This is a genomic window from Gemmatimonadota bacterium (assembly GCA_026705765.1).
Taxonomy (GTDB): domain Bacteria; phylum Latescibacterota; class UBA2968; order UBA2968; family UBA2968; genus VXRD01.
In genome coordinates this window covers 1-20,700 of record JAPPAB010000167.1, presented here as the reverse complement: position 1 = coordinate 20,700, position 20,700 = coordinate 1, and the positions used below count along the sequence as shown (strand labels likewise).

The 20,700-nt window shown below is 49.8% G+C and carries 24 protein-coding genes; 9 read left to right on the top strand and 15 right to left on the bottom strand.

From position 1 onward, the window contains the following. Positions 1-3 precede the first annotated feature (3 nt). The 3 genes from OXH16_21020 (at position 4) to OXH16_21010 (ending at position 3,336) form a co-directional block, all read left to right on the top strand. The gene (locus tag OXH16_21020; protein ID MCY3683890.1) at positions 4-849 is read left to right on the top strand and encodes an SUMF1/EgtB/PvdO family nonheme iron enzyme; all 846 of its coding nucleotides are present in this window, start codon (positions 4-6) and stop codon (positions 847-849) included. 172 nt (positions 850-1,021) lie between these two features. Continuing rightward, positions 1,022-2,431 (top strand): hypothetical protein, encoded by a 1,410-nt coding sequence (locus OXH16_21015; GenBank protein ID MCY3683889.1) that lies wholly within the window; start codon positions 1,022-1,024, stop codon positions 2,429-2,431. Positions 2,432-2,445: 14 nt separating this feature from the next. Further along, positions 2,446-3,336, top strand: a complete 891-nt coding sequence (locus OXH16_21010; protein ID MCY3683888.1) for a metallophosphoesterase — start codon at positions 2,446-2,448, stop codon at positions 3,334-3,336. Position 3,337: 1 nt separating this feature from the next. Here the strand turns inward: OXH16_21010 and OXH16_21005 are convergent, their stop codons facing one another. The 7 genes from OXH16_21005 to OXH16_20975 form a co-directional block, all read right to left on the bottom strand. Then, positions 3,338-4,123 (bottom strand): enoyl-CoA hydratase, encoded by a 786-nt coding sequence (locus OXH16_21005; GenBank protein ID MCY3683887.1) that lies wholly within the window; start codon positions 4,121-4,123, stop codon positions 3,338-3,340. Positions 4,124-4,143: 20 nt separating this feature from the next. Further along, positions 4,144-5,331: a CaiB/BaiF CoA-transferase family protein gene (locus OXH16_21000; GenBank protein ID MCY3683886.1), complete on the bottom strand. Its 1,188-nt coding sequence runs from the start codon at positions 5,329-5,331 to the stop codon at positions 4,144-4,146. Positions 5,332-5,346: 15 nt separating this feature from the next. Beyond that, positions 5,347-6,153 carry a phytanoyl-CoA dioxygenase family protein gene (locus tag OXH16_20995; GenBank protein MCY3683885.1) on the bottom strand — a complete coding sequence of 269 codons (807 nt, stop codon included), beginning with the start codon at positions 6,151-6,153 and terminating at the stop codon, positions 5,347-5,349. Beyond that, complete coding sequence (locus OXH16_20990; GenBank protein MCY3683884.1) at positions 6,150-6,824, bottom strand: HAD family hydrolase; 675 nt, start codon at positions 6,822-6,824, stop codon at positions 6,150-6,152. Before OXH16_20990 ends, OXH16_20995 begins: the two co-directional genes overlap by 4 nt. Next, entirely contained in the window at positions 6,824-7,570 is a 747-nt protein-coding gene (locus tag OXH16_20985; protein ID MCY3683883.1) for an NAD(P)-dependent oxidoreductase, read from the bottom strand. The genes OXH16_20990 and OXH16_20985 overlap by 1 nt, the downstream gene beginning before the upstream one ends. A 235-nt stretch (positions 7,571-7,805) precedes the next feature. Then, on the bottom strand, positions 7,806-8,075 hold the full coding sequence (locus tag OXH16_20980) for a hypothetical protein (protein MCY3683882.1): 270 nt from the start codon (positions 8,073-8,075) through the stop codon (positions 7,806-7,808). Continuing rightward, a complete protein-coding gene (locus OXH16_20975; GenBank protein ID MCY3683881.1) occupies positions 8,072-8,311 on the bottom strand; it encodes a hypothetical protein in 240 nt (79 codons plus the stop codon). Before OXH16_20975 ends, OXH16_20980 begins: the two co-directional genes overlap by 4 nt. A gap of 247 nt (positions 8,312-8,558) precedes the next feature. Here OXH16_20975 and OXH16_20970 point away from each other — a divergent pair, with 247 nt between their 5' ends. Beyond that, on the top strand, positions 8,559-8,741 hold the full coding sequence (locus OXH16_20970; protein MCY3683880.1) for a hypothetical protein: 183 nt from the start codon (positions 8,559-8,561) through the stop codon (positions 8,739-8,741). Positions 8,742-8,814: 73 nt separating this feature from the next. Here OXH16_20970 and OXH16_20965 read toward each other — a convergent pair whose 3' ends face one another. From OXH16_20965 to OXH16_20930, 8 genes are all read right to left on the bottom strand, one after another. Further along, positions 8,815-9,129 (bottom strand): HigA family addiction module antitoxin, encoded by a 315-nt coding sequence (locus OXH16_20965; GenBank protein ID MCY3683879.1) that lies wholly within the window; start codon positions 9,127-9,129, stop codon positions 8,815-8,817. 313 nt (positions 9,130-9,442) lie between these two features. Then, on the bottom strand, positions 9,443-10,834 hold the full coding sequence (locus OXH16_20960) for a hypothetical protein (GenBank protein MCY3683878.1): 1,392 nt from the start codon (positions 10,832-10,834) through the stop codon (positions 9,443-9,445). A gap of 280 nt (positions 10,835-11,114) precedes the next feature. After that, on the bottom strand, positions 11,115-11,531 hold the full coding sequence (locus tag OXH16_20955; protein ID MCY3683877.1) for a HipA N-terminal domain-containing protein: 417 nt from the start codon (positions 11,529-11,531) through the stop codon (positions 11,115-11,117). A gap of 30 nt (positions 11,532-11,561) precedes the next feature. After that, the gene (locus tag OXH16_20950; GenBank protein MCY3683876.1) at positions 11,562-11,783 is read right to left on the bottom strand and encodes a GIY-YIG nuclease family protein; all 222 of its coding nucleotides are present in this window, start codon (positions 11,781-11,783) and stop codon (positions 11,562-11,564) included. 4 nt (positions 11,784-11,787) lie between these two features. Beyond that, a complete protein-coding gene (locus tag OXH16_20945; GenBank protein ID MCY3683875.1) occupies positions 11,788-12,300 on the bottom strand; it encodes a hypothetical protein in 513 nt (170 codons plus the stop codon). 268 nt (positions 12,301-12,568) lie between these two features. Further along, entirely contained in the window at positions 12,569-13,864 is a 1,296-nt protein-coding gene (locus OXH16_20940) for an ATP-binding protein (GenBank protein ID MCY3683874.1), read from the bottom strand. Positions 13,865-14,128: 264 nt separating this feature from the next. Then, entirely contained in the window at positions 14,129-15,049 is a 921-nt protein-coding gene (locus tag OXH16_20935) for an aldo/keto reductase (GenBank protein MCY3683873.1), read from the bottom strand. Positions 15,050-15,062: 13 nt separating this feature from the next. Then, positions 15,063-16,499: a pectic acid lyase gene (locus tag OXH16_20930; protein MCY3683872.1), complete on the bottom strand. Its 1,437-nt coding sequence runs from the start codon at positions 16,497-16,499 to the stop codon at positions 15,063-15,065. Positions 16,500-16,677: 178 nt separating this feature from the next. Between OXH16_20930 and OXH16_20925 the strand changes: the two genes are divergently transcribed. From OXH16_20925 to OXH16_20905, 5 genes are read left to right on the top strand one after another with little or no spacing between them, the layout of a single operon-like run. Further along, on the top strand, positions 16,678-17,325 hold the full coding sequence (locus OXH16_20925) for an RNA pseudouridine synthase (GenBank protein MCY3683871.1): 648 nt from the start codon (positions 16,678-16,680) through the stop codon (positions 17,323-17,325). Between the two features lie 15 nt (positions 17,326-17,340). Then, on the top strand, positions 17,341-18,240 hold the full coding sequence (asd, locus tag OXH16_20920; GenBank protein ID MCY3683870.1) for an archaetidylserine decarboxylase: 900 nt from the start codon (positions 17,341-17,343) through the stop codon (positions 18,238-18,240). After that, complete coding sequence (locus OXH16_20915) at positions 18,237-18,764, top strand: hypothetical protein (GenBank protein MCY3683869.1); 528 nt, start codon at positions 18,237-18,239, stop codon at positions 18,762-18,764. The genes asd and OXH16_20915 overlap by 4 nt, the downstream gene beginning before the upstream one ends. A gap of 22 nt (positions 18,765-18,786) precedes the next feature. Continuing rightward, the gene (gene rimO / locus OXH16_20910; GenBank protein ID MCY3683868.1) at positions 18,787-20,127 is read left to right on the top strand and encodes a 30S ribosomal protein S12 methylthiotransferase RimO; all 1,341 of its coding nucleotides are present in this window, start codon (positions 18,787-18,789) and stop codon (positions 20,125-20,127) included. Between the two features lie 8 nt (positions 20,128-20,135). Beyond that, a complete protein-coding gene (locus OXH16_20905) occupies positions 20,136-20,600 on the top strand; it encodes a dihydrofolate reductase (GenBank protein ID MCY3683867.1) in 465 nt (154 codons plus the stop codon). Positions 20,601-20,700 lie beyond the last annotated feature (100 nt).

Genomic DNA, 20,700 nt, shown 5'->3' with positions numbered 1-20,700 from the left:
GATATGAAGACCATTACCCGCACAACCCTCTATCTCATCATCCTCTCTACCTTCTTGCCCGGATGCAAGGACAAACCCACTGCCCCGCCGGAAGAACCAGAGGCGCCACCGCACGTTGTATCGCAGACACAAACAGGCATCCAGATCACAACCCATGTGGGCACGACGCACACCCTCATTTTAATACCCGAAGGTCCGTTCGAAATGGGTGCCAACAACGGCATCCGCAACGAAGGCCCGGAACACACCGTCCATCTTAAAGCCTATTACATAGACCACACAGAAGTCAGCAATGCCCAATGGAATCCCTACGCCATTGCCGAGCGTCAACTGCCCAACTTTGACCCGCCTGAACATCCCGTTGTCAATATCAACTGGTTTCAAGCTGGCGAATACTGCGCATGGCTCGGCGGACGCCTGCCCACCGAAGCCGAATGGGAAAAAGCAGCGCGCGGAACCGACAGGCGCATCTATCCCTGGGGCGCTGCCCCGGACCCCAACCGCGCCAACTACCTCAACAGCGGCGACCCCTTTGACAACGGCACAGCACCTGTTGCATATTATCGGGAAGGCAATCGCGACGGGCGCAGCCCTTATGGCGTATTGGACATGGCTGGCAATGTTTGGGAATGGACACAAGACGAATACGATAGCGCGTACTATCAACGCACCCCGCGCGACAACCCCGTCAATTACGAAGTCAAAACCCATTACTTGCATATCGAACGCGTTGTACGCGGCGGGTCGTGGTTCAGCACGGCCTTCCTGGTACGCACAACCGCGCGCGACGCTCGAAAATCCAATCTTCAAACCGATACGCTTGGATTCAGGTGTGTGGTGGATCGGTAATTTTAAGTGGGAATAATATTGCGTTGCTTAATATGCTCGGGATTTGTGTCACCACTGGTGACACTTTTTTATTACCTCGACAGAAACAAATTTCATCGCATAAATCCACGTAGTTAATTATACTACCTCTCAATAACATCAGCGGATTTTGTATATATGCGGAGACAATCTCATGGCATCAGACATAAATTACGCAAGCTGGCCCCGGCATGTGGCGCGTCACATTGATGTGGGCGATCAGAAGCAGCTCTTTCTGGACGACGGGTTTCTGGTAGAACGCGCCGAAGGAATTCGCTATGTCATGCACCAGCCGGTAAAACACCCGCACAATCCGCTGCTCGTACCCGACACGCCCTGGGAATTACAGGTACAACTCTACGGTTCCGTCCTGTGGGATGAGGAAGACCAAATCTACAAAATGTGGTACACAAACCGGACTTACAAATACGGCAAAGACAGCGCAGTACTCATGGCTTATGCCACCTCTGAAGACGGACTCAAATGGAAAAAACCCATCCTCAACATCCTGCCCCATGAGGGATCTGCCAAAAACAACTTGTTACTGGATCCCGGACCTGGCGGAAGTGGTGGCGTATGCGTCTTAAAAATCCCCAAAGAGAAGAACCCCAACAAAAAATACAAAATGCTCTACAAAACCATCGAAGAAGGCGGCGGACTAAAAGTCGCATTCTCACCGGACGGCATCCACTGGACGAAACACCCCAAAACCGTCTTACCCGGCGTCTTTGACACATTCAACGTCGCAGTACAGGACGGTGACAAATACATCGCGTACGTACGCATAAACCAGAGACCGCGAAAGCGACACCGCGCATTGGGACGCATCGAATCCGAAGACTTCATCCACTGGACCACACCCACAATCGTCCTGAAACCAGATGAACGCGACCCCGAAGACACAGACATATACACATCCGCTGCATTCAAGTACCCGCAAGCGGACTATGCCTATATTATGATGCCCAGCCTTTTTGATTGGCGAACCGGAAAACTTCAGGTACAATTGGCCACGAGTCGGGACAATGCAAATTGGAATCGGGCGGGAAACCGCGAGATCTTCATCCCACTGGGAGAACCAGACAGTTATGAATCTGCAGAAATCATGGTCGGCGCGCCATCCGTCGTAAAAGATCAAATCCACATCTACTACCACGGCAGCAACCGGCCACACTGGAACGGAATGGGACGTCCGTTTGAAGAAAAAAGCGGCATTGGTCTGGCAACACTGCGCCTGGACGGATTCATCTCGATAGACGCAGGCGAAAAACCGAGCGGTGGCACAATCACAACCGTACCCATACAATTCTCGGGCACCCACCTGGAAATAAACGCAGATGCAACCTGGGGGGAAATACGCGTCGAAATTTTAAACGACGAAAATGAAGTAATCGAAGGATTTGATCGCCTATCGTGCCAGCCCGTAATCGGTGACTCTGTGCGCCATCGCGTCTCCTGGGCGGAAGGCGATGTACGCACCTTAATTGGAACAACCGTAAAACTGCGATTTCATATCCTCTGTGCCCGGCTGTACGCCTTTCAATTCAGCACAACACACCCCTGACCCAAGGAGACCCCATGCCTTCACACTTTGTATTCGTCACAGACAGCCATCACCACGCCGCTGCCGAAAAAGACTTCGGCGCGCCCAAAATGCTGACACGCAGCCATGAAATACACCGTGCAATGGTACCCGCCATCAACGCCTGCAAAGCGGACTTCATCGTACACGGCGGCGACGTGGTCTGCGGCGGTGGGGCATTTGAAATGCCCTTTGATATCTACTTGCAAACCATAGACGAAGCCAAAAACGCGTTTAACAGCCTCCAAGCACCCACATACTACGTCCCGGGCAACCACGATTGCGATGCCCAGGAAGGGAGCTTTGAAGCTTTTGCCAGACAATTTCCAATCCCCGAAACCCTGGACATCGTCGAAGCCGCGCCGCGCCTGCGCCTGGCACTCGCCAACGTATATCCCATCAGTCCACTGGAAGACAGTTTGGGCACCTGGACAGAAGCACACGACCGCATCTTGCGCGAAGCCGCTGCAAAAGCTTATGACGACCATTGCGCCCTCATCCTGTTCATTCACCCCTGGGTCTTCCCCCAATACGAAGCACAGAGCGGCATTGTCACCAACGCCGAACAAATCATGGAAGCCGTAAAAAACCTGCCCGCTGTCATAGCCATCTTCACCGGACACAGACACATCAACCGCATCCGCACATATCGCGACTTCCTCATCGTTGACACCGCCTGCCTGATTGGTTTCCCACTGGGCTTCCGCGAAATCTGGCTCACAGAAGACGGCTATTTCAAAACGCGCTTCCGCACACTGGACCTGCCCGACCTGATGCAGGCTTCCTTTGATCGCTCGCCCGTACAAACAAATCAGATGTGGCAAGGAGAAATCCACGACCGCGACACAGAAATTTTGATCCCGCGACTAAAAGCACTCTGGGAATAAACTATCGCCCCTGAAAATCTGGCTTGCGCTTCTCCATAAATGCTACGCGGCCCTCTTTGTAATCCTCGCTCGCAAAACACGCATCGATAACCCGCTGGCACAAATCGAGATCGCGCTGATCTGCATCTTTGCCAATCTCTGCAATAATCTGCTTGGTTGCGCTAATCGTAAGCGGTGCATTGCCCGCAATAGTCTCGGCATAATCATCCACATAAGCATCTAACGCATCCCGCGACAAAACCCGGTTAATCAGACCCATGTGATACGCCTCAGAAGCATTAAACCGACGCGCCGTAAACAAAATCTCGCACGCATTGGCAGGACCCACCAGCCCCACAAGCGGTTTGAGCGCACCGTACCCATACCCCAGGCCCAGCTTCGCAGCGGGAATGGCAAAAGACGAATCATCGGACGCAATCCGCAAATCGCAACACAGCGCAGTCGCAAGCCCACCACCAATACAATACCCCGCAATTTTTGCAATCGTGGGCTTGAGCACATGCGCGAGCTTATCATAAGCGCGCCCCATAGTCGCGTTATACACCTCCACCGCATCTGCCGTCCCGCGTTGCGCTTCAAACTGCGAAATATCTGCCCCCGCAGAAAACGCCCTGCCGCCCTCCCCCGAAAGCACAATAACGCGAACCGCATCGTCCGACTCAAAATCGTCAATCGCCCGCGCCATACCCTGCCACATCTCATAAGAAATGGCATTGTGTTTCTCCGGCTGATTCAGGCGAATATATCCAACACCGCCATCTTTCTGCACAATAATTTTATCTGTCATTGAATACCCCACAGAGAACATCAAACGACATTCTCCTCTTTCATAGCCGCAATTTCACCTTCCGAAAACCCAAACTCGCGCAAAATCTCATCCGTATGCTCACCCCGCTCGGGCGACGCCCTGTAGGGCAGATCTGGCGCATTGCTCAAATTAGTCGCATTCCTCACCACATCGTAATCCCCCATAACGCGGTTAGTCACCGAACGCGACATCTTCAAGTGCATAACCTGCGGATCGGACCACATCTCATCCATCTTATAAATCGGACCACACGGCACACCCGCTTCATTCAGCGCATCAATCCAATAAGCACTATCTCGCCCTACAAAATACGCTTGCAAACTCTCATTCAGCACATCCCGATTGGTCAACCGCACGCCGCCATTGGAAAACCTCTCATCCCTGTACAAATCCCCAGCACCCAGCACATCGCACAAACGCTGCCACATAAGCTCCCCACTACAGGCAATATTGATATACCCATCGCGGGTTTGAAACACACCCGTCGGAATACTCGTAGGATGATTATTACCCGCCTGCTCGGGCACCTCATTTGCAATCAGCCAGCGCGCCGCCTGAAAATCCAGCATCGCAATTTGTGCTTCCAGCAATGACGTATGCACCCACTGACCCTCCCCGGTCTCCTCGCGCTGAAGCAAAGCAGTGAGAATACCAATAGCGGTGTACAAACCAGAAGCGAGATCTGCAATCGGCACCCCAACGCGCACCGGACCCTGCCCCGGCAAACCCGTAATCCACATCAACCCTCCCATACCCTGTGCAATCTGATCAAAACCCGGCCGCAATCTATATGGTCCCTCCTGCCCAAACCCCGAAATACTCGCGTACACAATACCCGGATTCTCTCTCTTACACCTCTCATACCCAATATCGAGGCGATTTTTAACATCGGGCCTAAAATTCTCCACAACCACATCCGCGCGCTTAACCATGCGGAAAAACGCCTCGCGACCCACATCGGCTTTGAGATTCAAAGTCATCCCGCGTTTATTCCTGTGCAAATTCTGAAAATCCGGCCCGTGACGCGGTCCCCCCATAGTCTTTGCCTCGTCAATATTTTCAGGCGGTTCAATCTTAATAATATTCGCACCCCAATCCGCGAGCTGACGCACCGCTGTGGGACCCGCACGCACACGGGTCAAATCGAGCACAGTAAAACGGGCGAGAGGGGCATGTCCATTTTTCATAACACAAGTAACTCCTCAATAACTTACGCACTGCACACCCGGCGGCATCTTAGGCGGCAAAGGCTGAACAATCTTACGTCGTTCAGGCGTCAAACGCGCAATCAGCTCGGGCGAAGGCTGATAGCCATATCGGTCATTGCCCCAGTGCGGACCATAGCGAATAATAGCAACGCGACGCTCACCGGGGCGCGTGCGCTCTGACGAACCATGCGCCATACAATCCACAAAAAAAACCGCATCACCCGCATCGAGCTGAATCTGAACAGCCGCTTCAACGCGATCCAGCGAATGCCCACTACCCGTACCTTTGGGGTCCTCAAACGCGGGATGAAGCAAATTGGACTTGTGCGAACCGGGAATCGCCATCGTCGCCCCATCGCCATCCCCAATATCGTTAAGCGCCAGCAAAATATTGATCTGCCCACAGCGAAACTGATTGTTGTGAAAGCGGAACTGCGTGCGAATACGCCGCTTATGCGCACCCGAATGAATGCGCGTCGCACCGCCCAGAGACCGAATATCAATAAATGACTCATCGATAAAAAGACCATCATCCCCACCGACAAAACGCCCCATGTGATGAATCCACGACGGATGGTCAATCAAGCGTTCAAAAGGTTCACCCATCTCAAAAATATTGTGCAAATGTCGTGCGCCCCCGCTCCGATGAACCCACCCCCGCCATCCATCGGGTTCGAGATCGTCATACGTATCGATAATCTCATTGAGTTCGACGAGATGCTCGGCATCCACGGCATTTTTCAGCACAATATACCCGCGCAAATCAAAAAGGTACTCTTCCATTTCCGTCGGTCGCATCATTCCTCTCCAAGAATATTGCACAACTCCGATAAACTGCTAATCTCATAATCAGGCTCTGGAATATTGTCCCGCCGCACAGCCCCATCCCGGTTGAGCCATGCAATGGAAATACCCGCCCGCCTTGCACCCACAATATCGTCCTCCTGTGAATCGCCGACATACAGAGTCTGGTCGGGATCGGCACCGAGAGCCTCAAACGCAGAAAAGAAAATATCGGGATTCGGTTTATAACACCGCGCGGACTCCGAACTAATCACAACCGGAAAACTCAGCTCATTAGCACGCAAAGCAGACATGAGATGCCCGTGATCCGCATTGGAAATCACACCGATTTTCACATCGGGCAAAGCATCCAGAGTGGGTTTCACATCGCAAAAAATGGGCGCGCGACCAAAAGCATCAAAAAGACCTGCCGTATAAGACTCGGGATTCGCCCGCACATTCAAATCGGCAAACGTCTTCTCCAGACCGATAATATGCGCATCCCAAAACGTGATAAAATCCCTCTCTTTCAACAGGGGAAAGAAATAGCGATCCCAGTGATCGAGAAACGCCTCCTTGCTCATATCGATCTGCAAATCATCCACAATAATCTGACACGTCTCGTACAACGCATCAAAAGCTGTGTCAAAAAGCGTCCCATACCCATCAAAAAAAATCGTCCTGTACATCACCGATAATCCTCCGCATCCCCCTCGGGTTCAAAACCGAGCACATCGTGCGCATGCGTCATATCCCGATAGCTGTATTTATTATTCGAAACCACATAAAAAATGTCAAACTTGAGATCACCGGACACCTCAATACACGACTCAACCATACCGGCAATCGTACTTTGACTGCACCACACAGAATAACCGCGCGTACCATTGGGCCGATCCTCGGCATTCACCGCACCAATGCGAAGACAAATAACAGACAGATCTGTACTATCGGCATAATGCCGCGCCAAAGCCTCGCCCCAGACCTTTGTACAACCGTAAATCCCGCGCGGGCGCGTAGGCGTCTCGTGGGAAAACTTATCCCAGGACTCGGGCACCTCATCGTATCGCCCCGACACAATCGCACCATACGGCGAATCGTTCTCCCAACCCGCTGTCACCGAACCGCTACTGGCAAAAATAACGCGCTTGACCCCGGCGCGAAGCGCCGCTTCAAAAACATTATAAGTACCCACAATATTGTGCGCGACAAACCCCTCAAAATCGCTTCTAATCGCAGCAGCCAGATGCACAACCGTATCAACATCTTCAAACGCCGGACAAATCGCGTCAAAATCCGAAATATCAGCCCGCCGACAATCCACGCCAGCCACATCGCGGCGATTGAGCGCGCGAAGCTCATACTTGCCCTCAAGCTGCTCGCGAACAGCCCCGCCAATAAGCCCACTCATGCCTGTAATGAGAATTTTTTTCATATGTTATCTCCCTGAACGTTTCTACCTTTCTGTAAAATCACATCTACCATCAATGAGAATACATTGAGAATCGGAATTTATCAAGACCGATTTTGTTTGTGGTTCTCTCTTCTTATACCTGGAGACAAATCTACTGAAGCCGCCAGTGAAGCCCCAATAGAAAAAGCCCAACGGTTTGAAGAGGCCGTTGGGCTTCAAAAAAACAAGATTCGATCACATCTTCTCTACACCTCAATTACAGACGCCTGATTAACTGGTCATAGTCCGCATGCGATCCTATCCAAAACCAAAAAATATGATCTCCTTCTCGCAAACCCAACGCCCGATGGCCCATCCCGACGCGAACAGCAAAGATCGGCTGACGCGGACTGACACGCTTGAATTGGAGACTGGAGTGATAGGGGTCTGATCGCCAAAGGTCGTAAGCCTGGGCAGCTTGCCTTTGAGCCTGTGGAGAAAGCCGGTTGAGTCGTCTTCGAAATTCTCTCGTAATACTGGATGTCATTGCTGAGACTGATTAACAGGAAAAACATCATCAAGTGGCACCGTATCACCCGCAGCTACTTCCCTTCTTACTCCTTCAGCTAAACGATCCCACTGCTCATCAGTTGTGGCCTCAAAACGTTCTGTCCAGGCCTGATCATCTTTCAGGTCAGCTATAATACGTGCGGCAATGGCATCCCGCTGGTCTTGCGGCAGTTTTTGAATCTCTGCGACTACCTGTTCAAGTAAATCAGCCATTTCTGTGACTCCCTGTATAAATGCTCTGCTGACTTGAAATATAACTCCAAATAACAATATTAACCAGATAGATTTCTTGTCAGCGACTATAAAGTGCAGGCAGTTATGGGGATTAGGATTATGGTATTTTGGAGACTTATATCCCTAACTGTACATCTAAAATGAGTTCGCCCATTGTCCTGGCTTCTTTTTTTAGTATATTTGCAAACCTTTATCTGGAAAACAGTATTTTTTTAGGATTTCAATTATGATGTTTGACTATCTCAGTGCTGCACGCCGAACCGGCATCAACAATGAGCATCTGGATCAAATATGCCATCAAGTCAGAACTGAATTTCCTGACGATGAAATGATGTTTGAACTGCACGTTCTAAGAGCCGTTCTGGCCATTGAATCGGGTCGGGTTTCACTCGACCAGGTGTTGAAATAGCCAGAAATGCAACCTCCGGCGACTTGAGCTATATTCAAACCGACTGTGTCCATTTCCGGCTATCAATCGCATCCTACCGGGCGTCCGTCAACACCTGACGCTCTAAAACGCGCACCTCAGCCTCCAGTCGCTCACCGAGGCGATCTTTCTCCAACTCTAAATTGTAGCGTGTCTGAAGATTGAGCCAGAACCGATCTGTGGTTCCAAAGTAGCGCGCCAACCGAAGCGCAGTGTCTGCCGAAATAGCGCGCTTGCCGTGAACAATCTCGTTAATCCGGCGAGGGGGAACTGAGATGTCTTTTGCCAGACGATACTGGCTAATACTCAGAGGCTCGAGAAATTCCTCAAGCAGGATCTCTCCCGGATGAATTGGGGGCATTGTAGGCATGGATACCTCCTAATGGTAAATGTCAAATGCTATCACAATGACGAAGCAGATAAATTTTTTTCCTTGTTAAAGAAAACCCGTCAGTCAATTATGAACAACACTAAAAGCACTTGTGAAGCCGCCAGTAAGACTCCAATAAAAAAAGGGGATTATATACGGTAGTGCCAAAAGCAAAAAAGACCTGTTTCCGTTTTCCTCATAGACAAATAGGGGCAAGTAGATACAGACCAAGCGAGAAGGCACATAACACACCCAGAATGGCTTAAAATAACCTCAGGGCGATCTTTTGTTTCGGTGTATAGAAAAAATCTCACTAAGACAGAAAAGATAAGGAGTCCAAATACAACTGCCATACGGCATTCTTATCATACCGTGAAACAGTATCAAAAAAATCTGTTTCTTGGCAACCAAGTATAAACTCGAAAACACCTGTTTTTTGTTCGGGAGATTCACAAAACTTATTTAGAAAAGTAACCTCGCAAGAGATTTTCGTTTGCCACAATTTCTCCGATATATCAGGTTTAAAAATACAAGAAATCAGGTCATAATCATCAAGCCGTTCTTTCATCTCTTGTATAACACTATGCAAATCTCTCCGTTGATCATCGGGTATACTTTTTGATTGTGTAATTACCGACGCTATCATAGCAACATCTCTATAGTTTTTGTTTTTCCACCCGGTAAAAAATTTCTGCAAAGCATATTCGGGTGTATTTTTTTCAAACTGTTGCGTCTCAAAGTTGCCGTCACCTGTTATCGCCAGTTTATCCCGTGGTACAAATGTTTTTGAATCTTCTTCTAATCGCTGTGTTTCTCTCCTTGACTCTGCGAGTGATTTTCTCGCTACGGTTTTTTGATATTCGGCATCAGAGATTTTCTTCATTACCTCGTCAACAGTAAGCAGAAGTGCCCAACATTTGCACACAACAAACTTATTGTTGAAATTGACATCAGTCCCATGCATAATTCCATTTCTGTAAGGAATTGTTATCTCTTCGGCACTATATCTGCTTCGTGTTTCTGCTATAATATCCAATGCTTCCCAGAAATTAGGTGCGACAGTTTTTATCGCTTGTTCTGCCTCTGGCGTCAACTTCTCTCTTGAATTATTAGAAAAAATTGTCTCTCTGTCCGTACCAGAAGCAATCAAAAACTTAGATGTCATACCATCAATGATAGGAAGCATCAATAGCGTTGCCTCAGCATAACAACCCTTCCGGGTATTCTCATACGCACGGTTGATGTTTTGTGCATACATATTTCCCGAGTAATCTGCATCTTTATCTTCTTCCTGTCGAAGCGTCTTTTTTGACCTTGGATCAAGATACTTGCCCCATCCGATATTTTTCGCGTAGATACCCAAAAGGTTAGTATCTTCGTCTATCCTGTCCAAAAAGAAGTCACAGAACACTTCTTCTGCTGCCAACAAATTACCGACAGAACACATAGTATTGGCTTGTTGAACCGTTTCAATATTGAGATTTTTGTGAACAAACCATCCCCTGTCAAGTAATTGGGCATCAACATTATACGCTTGTTGTTTTGTTGCTATCAAATTTTTTGCTTGTTTTTCCATATCTAAAAGTTGTTCCTTTATTTTTTTTGGCAACGGTAACATTTTGAGTACTGGAATCATGGCGAGTATTTGTTCAACAGACATACCGGAAAGATCTACACTCTTGAGAAATTTAGAAAAATCATTCATCTGACATCCTTTCCACAGCGTTATATTGTGTCACCCTATTCTGTTAAAGCCTGTCGGCGTTTTTTGTTCCTTTCGCGTCGATGGGATCCTTTCTCAACCGCCCCGTTGAGTATCAACACCATATTCGCCTTTCTTCTTTCATCCGCGCTATCCAACACTCAGATATACAACCATGCTCAAAGATAACCCTTTGGCACTACCGTATATAATCCCTTAAAAAAAGCCCAACGGTTTGGAAGACGCCGTTGGACTTCAAGTAGCTTGGAGGAGGTCAGAAGGATCAATCTTCGGGTCCGGCGGAGCTGTCTTTGGGGATCAAGATAAATGGATTGGCGATCGTAGTTTTGCCAAAACGCTTGAGCAATTGGACCTCATTATGCGGGTCGAGGTTCTCCTCGCGGATCACACGCTGGATGGATGGCTGCCCCAGGCCAGGGATACGAACCACGAAAAATGGCCACAACACGTCAGATTCGTAGCGCTTGTCTAAACGCGGAAAATTGACGATTGGATAAGCGTCTTTCTTCTTCCGGAAAGCATCCGTGTACTCGAAATACCACTTTCCATCATGAAGAGAGAGATGCCCCACATCGAGGTCGCGGTATCGTAACAGAAATTCGGCTGTCTCATCCTGAGGGGTGCGAAGGTGCTTCAGCCTGCCTTGGTGGAACAAAATCTTCTTCAGGGTCGATATCATAGCATACTCCATTGAGGGATTTCTCAGACATTACGGCCCTGTTGGCTTGCCCAGTCTCCGTTGTTCCGCTTCCCATTGGAGCGCAGCCTCTTGAGTGGTGCGAAAACCGACCTGAAAAATGTGGCCCCTGTCCCAACCGGGTTTTCGCTGGTGCTCGGCCTCGCGGCGATCAAGATCTCTGGTGATGCCCGTGTGGACAATGCGATTGCCCAACTTAAAGTGGTATTTGTAAACGGTTCTACTGGTAGCCATGTCGTTAGACCTCCACAATAAATTCTTCACTCAACAAGATACAGTATTCCACGAATTTTTCACAGTCCAGCAATGCACGTGTCGCTTGTTGTCCCCCTCTCACTCGTCGTCTTCCTCGAACAGTGATTGTTCCTTTATAGTAATCTGCCTTCCAGGTGCCCTCACGAGTACTTTCTTCATCATCGGGATCGTAAGAAAGAATTTCTACAGCGTGGATAATGGCGTTACACGCAGTGCGAAAATTCAGATCATCATAGCCTCTATGTGGAAAATTATTACAGTATTGTCCACATATCTGTGCTCTTATGGAGTGGTTTTTGATATCAAGCAACTGGCGAGTCGCTATAGCTATCCATATCAATAGCCTATTGACTTCGTTGTCATGGTTAATTTCGGACAAATTTCTGAAATTCTCATTCATCGCAACTTTTTCGTCTGCCAACAACAAGGTAAGCAGTTGGTAAAGGTCACGACGATAGGAAGGAATGTTTATGATAGGGGATTCGTCTTGGGCCATTTTCCACTTCTCTATCAGGATGATTGACAATTATAGAATGCTGGGGCTATTCAAAGCGTTTCGCTTATACAACCATTTTTCTTTATTAGAGCAGCAAAGGGATTAGTTCAGGTCGATTTCATCTGCGTCGGCGTAACCTTCCCTTGTGACTTCAAACATTTCGAAAAGGGAATTACCCTTTCGCAATTCTTTGATGCGGAATCTACGTCTTCTCGACGGCATCAGTCCGTTCCTCTATTTTCTCCGGATTATGAAGATTTGCGAATAATCATCCTGGCGAGATGCGAGGGATACCTCCCATCCGCCCCTGCAAATAACTTTTCCGAATATCCTTGTCATAACGAACATCTTTGTACTCGCTAAAAGAAAACAGACTCGACACGCCTGACTTATCCCTTTCCGCCGCCCACATTTCGTCCCGACGCAACAACTGCTGATCCATCAGCATAACATTATGGGTCGTCAGCAGCAATTGCGTTCGAGTCTCTGCAGAACAACAGGTCAGGTACATCTCAAGTAGGTGACGGATCAACAAGGGATGCAGACTGCGGTCAATCTCATCAATAAGATAGACCCTCTGAGACACTTGCGACGAAAGATCAATAAAGGCGGGCAGGAGATCAATAACCCGTAGTGAACCATCCGATTCCTGATGAATTTCGAATCTGGCCTCTGTACCATCCGATTTCGTATGGAAAGTGACCAGTCTCTTTGCGGTTAACTCCCCATCCTTGCGGGTAATCACCATGCGGTCAGCCGGATTTTCCCGCACCAGATGAGCACTCTTACCTTCCTGCACTTCTTCCTGGAGTTCGGTCTTTAATCGCTCGGTAAGCGGTATGTTCTCAAATGGAATTTCTTCACTATCAAGATGAGCAATTCCGGTATCGAGCCATGTCAACATCTCGTTCATGGCCATGTAAAGTGGATGTTCTTCATCAAAAAACTCAAAGGGTCCAAACCGCGAGTCGGGTGCCACCAGTTCAAGCGTATTCTCAAACCAGTCATAGACTGGTCTGAAATTGTCCACCTTTTGGGACACGGAGTTGGTCAAAAAAAGCTGATTATCCCGGGTCCCCCTGAAAGCGAATTGCAAGAACATGTCTTCGGCGAGCGATGTATCAAAGCTGAGATTGCCATCTCGTCGATCATAGAGCACTTTTTCACTTGTACTCGTGATCTTAACCATTCTTTCTTCCAGCACCGCCTCTTGGGTCACTGCAAAGCTAAAATCGTAGATGATCTCGTCAATCAGCAACTCAAAAGAAAAGCACGAAGGCCGACTTTTCCCCTCGGCATCCAATCGAAATGTCTCAATTGGAATCAGGCTATCGGGTCTGGTACCTTTAATAACCAGCGTCTTGACAAAATTCAGAGCCTTAAAAAAATTGGTCTTGCCCGAGGCATTGCCGCCATAAATCGCCGCAATCGGAAGAACCCGCGTTTGGTACTTGCCGAGCTTTGGGACGCGTTCTCCATGCTGACGCTCTCGGCTGGCAACCATCGAAAAGGTGGTTGGGTCGCGGAAAGACATCCAGTTTTCTACTGAGAAACTGATTATCATCTCACCACCTCCTAATATGATATTTTCGGCTTATATCATATTAAACTTAGAGAAATTTAGCCAAAAATCAAGGTGAAAAGAGAAAAAATCTCTTTAAATATATTTTATTTAGTAATGATCATTGGGTATAACATCAGAAATAGGTACAAAACACAGGGCGACCACAGGGGGTCGCCCCTACAACAAACACTGGATCGCGGCTCAACACCCTGCCGCGATGACAATCGCTTTCAACTTCTTACTTCACATTTCTCACTTCCTACTTCACACTTCCAACCCCACACCAAACGCCCTCTCAAACTCCCCCCAAAGATCGAGATCAACATCAGCAGTGGCATCGGAGAGCACCTCGTCGAGTTCGCGGGGAGAAGCCGGTCCCACAAGAAGCATGCCATTGCCATTTAAGGGTGCTGCCAGACAAAACTGCAGAGCAAAGCGACGAATACTAATCCCCCGCGCATTGCACCACTCCCACATCGCAACAGCGCGCTCTGCCTGCCCTGGATACCGGCGACCCGTCAACTCGACATCGGGCCTGGGACCTGCCAGCACACCCATACCCTGCACACTCGCCAGAATAACACCCACATCGTGCTCAAGCGCGAGAGGAATCGTCGTCTCCGCAGCCGTCTGACTCAGCAACGTATAATCGAGAAACGTAATCACAATATCGCAAACCCCCGTCTCAATCGCATAGCGGTGAAAATCGTGTGAACGACAGCCAATACCCGTATAACCGATCAGCCCCTCGTCTCTCATCTTCAAAAGCTCATCCGAAGCATACCCCGGTGAATAAACCTCTTCTATATCCCTCGGATCGTGGATAAGCAACGCATCGATATAATCCGTCTTGAGTTGCCTAAGACTATTCTCAACCGTCCATCGAATCGACTTCGCCGAAAAATCGTGCCGCCGATCCCGATGAGTACCCGCCTTAGTCTGCAAATAAACCTTCTCCCGGTACCCCCCTTGAAGCGCGAGACCCACGCGCCGCTCGCTCTCGCCCGCGCCATAAGCAGCAGACGTATCGATAAAATTGATCCCCCGATCAATCGCCTCTCGCACAGTCGCAACCCCCTCATCATCGGAAACGCGCTGCGGACTGCCGAGAAACGCACAGCCAAGACCAATCGCTTTGGGTTTAAGTTCCGTGCGACCAAGACGTCGCGTTTCGAGTTCAGGCATAGCATCTCCTTATTTATTTTCGTTCACTTCTCACATAACGCGCCAGCAAGCTCAGATTCCGAATAAACGTGCGGCACGAAAGAATCTCCGCCTCAATGCGCTCGCGTCTATTCTCTGGATTCCTCAACGACCCCTGCTCGACCCAGCGCCCCCGGTCATCGAGCGCATCAATAACTTCCCTCACGCGATCAGCACCCGGGCTGGTAACGCGCCCGCGCTCAGACAGAATCTTCTCCCGCCCCTCTGCCCTGATGCGCTTATACAGAACCTCAACCCGCTCAATCCGACTCCCACTCACCTTAAACGCATAATGCGTGGGCAAATCTGAATCGTCATACGTAAGCACATAATCGCGGGTAAAAAACAGCGGCCGATTGGTCTGAAGCTCGTAAAACCGCGCCAGGCGACCATCGGGCAAAAGCGAGCGCTTTGCCCAATCCAGCGCCCTGGGAATCGGATCCAAAAAGCGTTCCCCACCGGTCGCCAAATACAAATCCAAAAGCACTTGCAAAACCCCAAAACTCTCCCCACCCGTAACAGAAGGCGGCTCAAAACGACGCGCCCAGGTCGGCTCCATATCCAAATTGTACTGCTGCGCCCACGCGGGCTGTGGCTCGGGCATCTGCGCCAGAATAATAAAATCACCACCGCGCTTGGCCGCATCGAGGTAGCGGACATCCCCGTAAACATCGTACGCCTCAACCATCGTCTCGATCACATCGGCAATCGCATTATCATTAAACGTATAATAATCCAAATAGCGCGTATTGGGATAGGTCCGCGACCACGTATTGGGATAACGCGCCTTCTTCACCGGAAACTTTTCCGGATCGGGAAAAACCTCAAACCGCTGCGGCCACGCCCCATTTGGATACTGCGCCTTGAGAAGCGCATCGAGACCAAATAACACCGCCGTGTGAACCTCTTCATCCTCAAAATCTTGCACCTTATCAACCCGCATCAACAACTGCAACGCACTCTGCGTATTATTATCGTCAAGCGTCGTGCGATTGCGGCGGTTCCCCGTATCGACATCGCCCCGCTCGACATCTCGTCGAAAATGCCAGCGTTTGCTCTGCTCCGCATCAAAATCAATGCGATAATCCCAACCCCCGGAAGCGAGTTGCCCCCAAACAAGCGCGCGCGCCGCCTCAACAGCACCATTCAAAAACAGCGTATCGCCCGTAGCCTCATACGCCTCCAAAAACGCCATACCCACAGCAGGTGTACCCGGCGGCTGCACCCAGATCGTCGAAAACGACGCCGTACCCTCGCCCTCGCGCATGGAAAAATCGGTCTTATACCGCCACAAATAACCGCCATTGGTCGCAACATCGGTGCGAAAATAGCGCGCCGCCATAACCATCGCATCAATCGCAGCCCGATGAAGACTTTCATCCGCACCGAGCGGCGCACTGACCATCAGGAGCAAAACAAAAAATCTTTTCATAAAAACCTTTCTGGATTGCGGCTAAAATCCTGCCGCAATGACGTACGCACAACTCAGTAGTGACAGTTGCCTTTAACCCTTATCGCGCTGCAAGCTATCCCATTCACATCCTGTGGTCAACCGCAAAATGCCCACATCAGTTGCGCTTTTAATCTTTAGCATGTAAATTTGAGACACAATGGACATCCTCTACCTCGACAATCACCTGCTGGTCGTACACAAAACCGCTGGCCTGCTCGTACAGGGCAACCACACTGGCGACAAAAACTTGCTGGACATGGGCAAAGCCTATCTCAAAGTCAAATTCAACAAACCTGGCAACGTATTTCTCGGACTCGTACACCGATTGGACCGTCCCGTATCGGGCGTAGTCGTCTTTGCGCGTACATCGAAATCAGCTCGCCGCCTGTCGCAACAATTTCGAGAGCGAACCGTTGAAAAACGCTATATCGCTCTCGTCCACGGCAAAATTCCCGAAAACGGCCATCTCGTAAACCACATCGCGCGGCGGCAAACAAAAAGCCGCATCGTAAACGCCCCTCACGGACAACGCGCAGAACTCACGTACGAGCGACTGGCATATCGCAACGGGATATCCTCAATCCGCGTGGACCTCGCCACCGGACGCCATCACCAAATACGCGTACAATTCGCGGACATAGGCCACCCTGTATTGGGCGACTTTAAATACGGATCGCGCAAACCATTCCCCAACCGCGCCATCGCCCTCCACGCACAGAGCCTGACCATAATACACCCGACAAAAAAGGAACGCATGACCTTTGAAACCCGGCCAGAAAAATTTTGGCCCAAATCTTTCACATAGCTTTAAAGCACACCCATGACCGAACAAATAACCTATCGCAATCGCAAAACAGGTGAAATGATCTCCGAACCGCTCATATTGCCCCGCGTTCAATACGCTGTTGCGCGATCTCGGGTCGCAATAGTTATTTACAACATAGTCCTGAACACATACCCATTTTGCTGGCTACTCGGCAAATGGATGGACCTATCGGGATCGCGAAAAAAAATCCAGGCATTTGTACAAAAATACGACATCAACCTCAACGAAATCGAATTGCCCCTGAACCAGTACAAAAACCTAAACGCCTTTTTCTCGCGCAAACTCAAACCCGACGCACGCCCCTTTATCGCCGACCTCCGCATCTTCTGTTCACCCGCCGATGGCAAAGTACTCGCATATCCCAAACTAAATGCACAAACCCGTTTACCCATCAAAGGATCCCATGTCGATATTGCACACCTCCTATCATCAAAAGAATCTGCAATCCCCTATAGAAATGGTGCTGCACTCGTCATTCGATTGGCCCCGGCAGACTATCACCGCTACCACTTTCCCGTTGCTGGCATCGCAACCTCATCTACTAAAATCTCTGGACGCTATTATCTCGTCAATCCCATTGCCCTCGACGTAAAACCCGACTTATTTGCCCACAACAAGCGCGAAGTAACATACCTCGAAACCGAACACTTTGGCCGCATCCTGATCATGGAAGTAGCGGGCTGGGGCGTGGGGCGCATCGTCCAAACATACCAGCCGGGCAATGTAGAACGTGGGCAGGAAAAGGGCTATTTCCAATTTGGAGGATCTACTCTGGTACTCTTGTTTGAGCCCGGGCGCATTGTCTTTGACAATGACCTGACCCGCGATACACAAGCAGGCATCGAAGTCCAGGTACACGCGGGATCACAACTGGGCGTACAGGCCGTATCATGAATTTGAAAACACCATCCAGATTAACCGCACTATCGGGCTTGTTCTTCGCCTTTGGCATCGCGATCTACGCCATACACGCGCAATACGAAGCCGCCCTCATAGCCCTGCTATTCGCCGCCCTGCTCAATATCTGGCGCAACCCAAAACACGTCGTTCTCAACCGCCTCATTGCAATTTGCACCTATGGTTTTGCACCCGCTATTTTTGCCTATTGCTTTGGATTAAAAGGTCCCCTATCCGTCGCATTGCTCATCGGATACACAGGTGTTTACGCCATAAAATTGTCAGATACAGACCGGGACGAAAGACCATCATCGGTATTACTCTTGCCGCTGGTATTCACAACGCGCTTTATCCTGCCCGACGATCGCGTTGGACAAATTTTATTCATCACATATCTTTTAATGATCGCAACCCTGCTCCTCAACATACCAGCGCGCAAACCAAAAGCGATTGTATTTGCCGTGATAATCACAATACTCATCGCAATCTACGCTTGGGCTATCTGGACGGCAATGCCATAAACCTTTAACCTGAAAATATCCTATGCCAACAATCAACCTCATAACCCTCGGCTGCCCCAAAAATACCGTCGATTCCGAGCGCATGCACCACCTCCTCAAGCTCAACGGCTACGACCTCTCGGACAACGCGGAAGACGCCGACATCATCGTCGTCAACACCTGCGGATTCATCGAACCAGCCAAAGAAGAATCAATAGCAACAGTAATGGACGCCGCAGAATACAAAAAAAACGGACGTTGTCGCGGCGTCATCGTCACGGGCTGCCTGGCCGAGCGATATCGAACAGAATTGGAAACCGAACTCGTCGAAGCAGACATGATCGTGGGCCTCGCCGGCGAACGCGAAATCGTCGCACACTGCGATCACCTGTTGGGCACATCGCGCATACACACCATCCGAGATGCAGAAGCCCGCCATCTACTCACCCCAAAACACTGGGCGTACTTGCGAATCTCGGACGGATGCGACAGAACATGTGCATTTTGCGCCATCCCGAGCTTTCGCGGAAAAAACAAAAGCGAAAACCTGGACCGCCTCATCGCCGAAGCCTATCGCATGGTCGGCAACGGCGTGCGCGAAATCGCCCTCATCGCCCAGGACACCATGCGATATGGCGCAGACCTGTACGGCAAACCCCGGCTGATAGACCTGCTAAAAGAACTAATCCAAATCGAGAAACTCGACTGGGTGCGGATGTTATACGCCTATCCAACCGGTTGGCGCAATGAACTAATCGACCTCCTGGCAACCGAAGAAAAATTGTGTGCCTACATCGACCTGCCCATCCAGCACGCATCAGACCCTATACTAAAAGCCATGAACCGGGGCACCACAAAAGCGGGCATTCGAAAACTCATCCACACCTTGCGCGAACGCATACCCAATTTGACCATCCGCTCATCAATTATCACCGGATTTCCCGGCGAACGCGATGAACACTTTGCAGAACTCATGGACTTCGTCGATGAAATGCAATTCAACCGCCTCGTCGGATTCACCTATTCACACGAAGAAGGCACGCAAGCGGGCGCACTGCAAGACGACGTACCCGAAGACATCAAACGCGAACGGTTGAACGACCTCATGGCATTACAGGCGCAAATATCGGGCGAATTGAACGCCGTACATGTGGGACGCACCTTCAAAGTACTGGTAGATGAAGCCTCAGACGACCCGGCATATCACTACATCGGCCGCACGCGAATGGACGCCCCGGAAATCGACGGCGCCGTATTCTTCACGGGTCCTGCAAATATCGGTGACTTTGTCGAAGTCGAAATCACCGACGCAACCGAACACGACCTCATCGGACATGTCGTCAAAACCAACGCCCTATTGGAAATCGCGCCCACACAAAACTGAGGAAAACAATGACCATCATCGCTGCAATGGACAAAAACCGCGTCATTGGTCGGGACAACCAAATGCCCTGGCACATCTCTGAAGAATCGAAGCACTTTCGGCGCACCACTACTGGACACGTCCTCCTCGTAGGGCGCAAAACATATCAATCCTGGGGTGGCAAACCCCTGCCGGACCGCCTACATGTCATCGTGAGCCGCACCCTGCCCGACACAAAAGGCGTAGATGTGTGCAGATCACTCGAAGAAGCCATTGAAAAAGCCAGATCCTATGACCGCGAAGTATTCATCTGCGGCGGCGGCGAAATTTATCGCGCCCTGCTTTCAAAAGCCGACCAGATGATCCTATCGTACATCGACGGTGAATACGCAGGTGATGAATACTTCCCCGAATTTGACGAAAATGAATGGACCATCTCAAAAAAAGAGCCACATGATCAATTCACAGTCGTATATTATGAACGCAAGAGTTAGACAAAGAACTTCTACTCGCTACACTTCTCCCATTTATGCTCCCCCATCAAATATTGACCTGTAAAGAGGGGGTATTTCTATATGTACACATATCTCGACC

Coding starts and splice junctions, on each gene's coding strand:
- OXH16_20960 (MCY3683878.1), bottom strand. CDS start 10,834: ATGAATGATTTTTCTAAATTTCTCAAGAGTGTAGATCTTTCCGGTATG.
- OXH16_21005 (MCY3683887.1), bottom strand. CDS start 4,123: ATGACAGATAAAATTATTGTGCAGAAAGATGGCGGTGTTGGATATATT.
- OXH16_20950 (MCY3683876.1), bottom strand. CDS start 11,783: ATGGCTACCAGTAGAACCGTTTACAAATACCACTTTAAGTTGGGCAAT.
- OXH16_21000 (MCY3683886.1), bottom strand. CDS start 5,331: ATGAAAAATGGACATGCCCCTCTCGCCCGTTTTACTGTGCTCGATTTG.
- OXH16_20975 (MCY3683881.1), bottom strand. CDS start 8,311: ATGGCTGATTTACTTGAACAGGTAGTCGCAGAGATTCAAAAACTGCCG.
- OXH16_20905 (MCY3683867.1), top strand. CDS start 20,136: ATGACCATCATCGCTGCAATGGACAAAAACCGCGTCATTGGTCGGGAC.
- OXH16_20945 (MCY3683875.1), bottom strand. CDS start 12,300: ATGGCCCAAGACGAATCCCCTATCATAAACATTCCTTCCTATCGTCGT.
- OXH16_20985 (MCY3683883.1), bottom strand. CDS start 7,570: ATGAAAAAAATTCTCATTACAGGCATGAGTGGGCTTATTGGCGGGGCT.
- OXH16_20990 (MCY3683884.1), bottom strand. CDS start 6,824: ATGTACAGGACGATTTTTTTTGATGGGTATGGGACGCTTTTTGACACA.
- OXH16_20980 (MCY3683882.1), bottom strand. CDS start 8,075: ATGACATCCAGTATTACGAGAGAATTTCGAAGACGACTCAACCGGCTT.
- OXH16_20995 (MCY3683885.1), bottom strand. CDS start 6,153: ATGATGCGACCGACGGAAATGGAAGAGTACCTTTTTGATTTGCGCGGG.
- OXH16_21015 (MCY3683889.1), top strand. CDS start 1,022: ATGGCATCAGACATAAATTACGCAAGCTGGCCCCGGCATGTGGCGCGT.
- OXH16_20955 (MCY3683877.1), bottom strand. CDS start 11,531: ATGATATCGACCCTGAAGAAGATTTTGTTCCACCAAGGCAGGCTGAAG.
- OXH16_20925 (MCY3683871.1), top strand. CDS start 16,678: ATGGACATCCTCTACCTCGACAATCACCTGCTGGTCGTACACAAAACC.
- OXH16_20970 (MCY3683880.1), top strand. CDS start 8,559: ATGATGTTTGACTATCTCAGTGCTGCACGCCGAACCGGCATCAACAAT.
- OXH16_20930 (MCY3683872.1), bottom strand. CDS start 16,499: ATGAAAAGATTTTTTGTTTTGCTCCTGATGGTCAGTGCGCCGCTCGGT.
- asd (MCY3683870.1), top strand. CDS start 17,341: ATGACCGAACAAATAACCTATCGCAATCGCAAAACAGGTGAAATGATC.
- OXH16_21020 (MCY3683890.1), top strand. CDS start 4: ATGAAGACCATTACCCGCACAACCCTCTATCTCATCATCCTCTCTACC.
- OXH16_21010 (MCY3683888.1), top strand. CDS start 2,446: ATGCCTTCACACTTTGTATTCGTCACAGACAGCCATCACCACGCCGCT.
- rimO (MCY3683868.1), top strand. CDS start 18,787: ATGCCAACAATCAACCTCATAACCCTCGGCTGCCCCAAAAATACCGTC.
- OXH16_20935 (MCY3683873.1), bottom strand. CDS start 15,049: ATGCCTGAACTCGAAACGCGACGTCTTGGTCGCACGGAACTTAAACCC.
- OXH16_20940 (MCY3683874.1), bottom strand. CDS start 13,864: ATGATAATCAGTTTCTCAGTAGAAAACTGGATGTCTTTCCGCGACCCA.
- OXH16_20965 (MCY3683879.1), bottom strand. CDS start 9,129: ATGCCTACAATGCCCCCAATTCATCCGGGAGAGATCCTGCTTGAGGAA.
- OXH16_20915 (MCY3683869.1), top strand. CDS start 18,237: ATGAATTTGAAAACACCATCCAGATTAACCGCACTATCGGGCTTGTTC.